This is a genomic window from Acidovorax delafieldii 2AN (assembly GCF_000175235.1).
Taxonomy (GTDB): domain Bacteria; phylum Pseudomonadota; class Gammaproteobacteria; order Burkholderiales; family Burkholderiaceae_C; genus Acidovorax; species Acidovorax delafieldii_B.
This window is the reverse complement of the sequence record NZ_ACQT01000369.1, coordinates 1-2658: the sequence shown is the minus strand read 5'-3', so window position 1 is coordinate 2658 and position 2658 is coordinate 1. Positions and strand designations below refer to the sequence as shown.

General features: G+C 69.3%; 4 protein-coding genes and 1 pseudogene. All 5 read right to left on the bottom strand.

The features are described 5' to 3' along the window. Nucleotides 1–20: 20 nt before the first annotated feature. Nucleotides 21–533 carry a TraK domain-containing protein gene (locus ACDELDRAFT_RS26055; protein WP_269763857.1) on the bottom strand — a complete coding sequence of 171 codons (513 nt, stop codon included), beginning with the start codon at nucleotides 531–533 and terminating at the stop codon, nucleotides 21–23. A gap of 473 nt (nucleotides 534–1006) precedes the next feature. Then, nucleotides 1007–1573: a type IV conjugative transfer system protein TraE gene (traE, locus tag ACDELDRAFT_RS21120; protein ID WP_005800224.1), complete on the bottom strand. Its 567-nt coding sequence runs from the start codon at nucleotides 1571–1573 to the stop codon at nucleotides 1007–1009. Between the two features lie 14 nt (nucleotides 1574–1587). Continuing rightward, complete coding sequence (gene traL, locus ACDELDRAFT_RS21115; RefSeq protein WP_005800222.1) at nucleotides 1588–1887, bottom strand: type IV conjugative transfer system protein TraL; 300 nt, start codon at nucleotides 1885–1887, stop codon at nucleotides 1588–1590. Between the two features lie 31 nt (nucleotides 1888–1918). Further along, the gene (locus tag ACDELDRAFT_RS21110) at nucleotides 1919–2281 is read right to left on the bottom strand and encodes a hypothetical protein (RefSeq protein WP_005800218.1); all 363 of its coding nucleotides are present in this window, start codon (nucleotides 2279–2281) and stop codon (nucleotides 1919–1921) included. Between the two features lie 126 nt (nucleotides 2282–2407). Continuing rightward, nucleotides 2408–2658: pseudogene (locus ACDELDRAFT_RS25895) on the bottom strand (OmpA family protein); the annotation flags it as partial.

Sequence of the window (2658 nt, the reverse complement as noted above, 5' to 3'; positions counted from 1 at the left end):
GGAAGGCATGGACGGCGTGTTCATCGCGTGCCTCCCCGCCGGATCACGTAGACGCTGGTGGTCTCGCCCGGCCGCAGGTTGTGGTGCTCGATCGCGATGCCGGTGATCTCCCCACCCGAACGGCTGTCCGGGCGGTCGAACTCCTGCTCGGCCAGCACCATCGGGGCCAGGCTCACGTTCTGCAGCGCGTACTTCTCGCCCACGTAGCCGCGGCCCTCGTAGCGGCGCAACAGCGTGAAGCGCGCCTCGGTCCAGAGCTGGATGGGCTTTGAGGTCTCTTCGACGCGCACGTCGGCGGGCACGCGGTCCGAGGACATGGCCACCAGCAGGCCCTTCATCGCGCGCACATGGCTGGGCGCCGGGCCGGAGGGCGCGGCCTCGGGCACGCCGGTGCGCAGTGCCTGGGGCGTCTTGTCGCGGATCACGATGGTGTCCGCCGGCGTGTCCGAGCGGCGCAGCAGCAGCGTGTAGGTGGCCGTGGCCGACGACACGAACAGGTTGATGGGCCGCAGCGCGTCGCCGACGGGCCGGATGTAGATCTCGCCCTTGTCGCGGTCGCACTCGACGATGACGTCTCCGGCCGGGTTGGTGGGGGATGAGGTGAGCGAAGCCGGACTGGCGAGTCCGGGTGTGCCAGAGGGTGTGGTGGGGGCCGAGGGGGATGGCCGGCGCGCTACCGCCGCAATGGCAGGAATGGATGTTGCCGAAAACGTCGGTGATCATCGCCCCCTCGATGCGGATGCGCGTGGGTTCCTTGAGGGAGACTATGGCTTCGACTGCCACGCCGTCGCTGGCCTCGACTACCTGCAGGGCGTGCGCCTGCAGACCCAGGGACAGGGCGGTGACGGCGAGCACCTTGCGCGCCGTGGGTGGCAGTCGGCCCCAGCGCTGGTGCGACTGGCTGTCACGGGATGCTGGCGGCAGCGTGGCCGCGAGGCTCCCGGCCGGCTGCCGCAGGGGCGCGCGCCGCGGGAAATACGCAGGCCAGGGCCGTGTGAGCGTGCTGTCACTTGACCGCATAGGGCACCTCCTTGAATCCGATGACGTGCATGCGAGCGCCGGCATGGCCGAACTCGATGCGGTAGGCCTTGAGGTCGTTGGCGGTCTCGTAGCCGTTGACCAGGGTGCGCAGCCGGCCGCGCACGACGAGGGACTGGGTGTCCTCGCTGGCGACGAGTTGCTGGGGGGCGAAGGCGGTGGCCGCGTTGATGCGCTTGAGGCGCTCCGCCTCGACCTCCTGGCGCGTCTTGAGCGGGCCGTACTGGGCGGGGTCGACGTAGCCCAGCAGGATGTCTTTCTTCCAGTCGATGGTGGAAGGCGTCACGTCCAGGATCAGCCAGGCGACGAAGCTGCCCATCTGCTCCAGGTACTCGCTGGAGGCGCGTTCGCTGGTGACCCAGAAGCTCTTGTTGATCGAGGGCGGCACGACCACGGTGCGCACCGTGCCCAGCAGGTGGAGGATGATGACGAGCGCGAGCAGCAGGCCTGCGGCCAGGGCGCCGACGGCGAGACCCAGGCCCCGGTTGCGCCGGCGCATGTCCTTGAGGTCGCCGCTGAGCCGGTCGAAGTCCATGGTGCTTCTCCGGTTCAGCCGACCATGCGGCGGATGTGCGAGGGCGGCGTGGCGCGCATGGCCGTGGCGGGGTTCACCGGCAGGTGCCAATAGAGCCAGTGCAGCGCGAAGGCCGGGTGCTTGTCCGCCTTCAGCCGCGCGATCCAGCGCGAGACCGCGATGCCGGCGGCCATGCAGACCGCGAATGCGGCCTTGCTGGCCGACAGGTAGCCGATGAAGAAGGCGAGAACGATGGGCGCGGCGACATCGACGTCCCAGAAGCCGATCTTCCACTGGTCGTCCAGGCGCCGCGGGATATAGGTGTCCGCTTGCATGTGGGCCTTCGGGAGGGCGATGCGCCGGGGCTCAGACGACCGCGCCCATGATCGCGCCGGCGATCACGAGGCCGACGGCGGCGAAGATGGCCAGGCCAACGTAGAACAGCACGGGGCCGAAATTGCGCAGCGCGGACAGCGAGATCAATGCGACCACGAAGCCGACGAAGCCCACCAGCGCCTTGATGCCCGGCCCCAGTTCGGCGATCTGCGTCAGCGCCGAGGTGAGGGGACCGGTGATGCCCGTGAAGGCGACGAGGTCCAACGCATGGCTCGGGAACGCCAGCGCCAGGCCGGCCAGCGCCAGTGCGACCAGACAGAGAAAACCCAGGATCCTGCGTGCAGGGGAACGCCGCGAGGTCGGAATGGGAGTGGACAGGATGGCAGTGCTCATGAGGAATCTCCAAAAAAGGGGAAGGAAGGGTGTCGATCGGGTGGTGCGGTTCGGTCTGCGCAGTGGCGGGGTGGGGGCCGTGGCCCGGACGGGTGGGGTCATCCATGACGCGATCGGGCGGGCGTGCTACGGCGGCGCCGATGGGCTTTGCATGTCTGGCGGCTCCTCGGTCGAGGGCTCGGCCGGTTCTGCCTGCGCCTCCACCTGTTCACCGGGCCCTATCGAATCGAGAAGCGGTATCGGGGCAACGGGTGCGGGATCGGGCACCACCGGAGCGATGGCCCTCGGCGCCGTGTTCAGGGTCTTGGGTGTGGGCCGGGGACAGGCATCGCCACGGCACAGCGCGAACGCGGCTTGCGTGCCATGCCCGCGCTGCG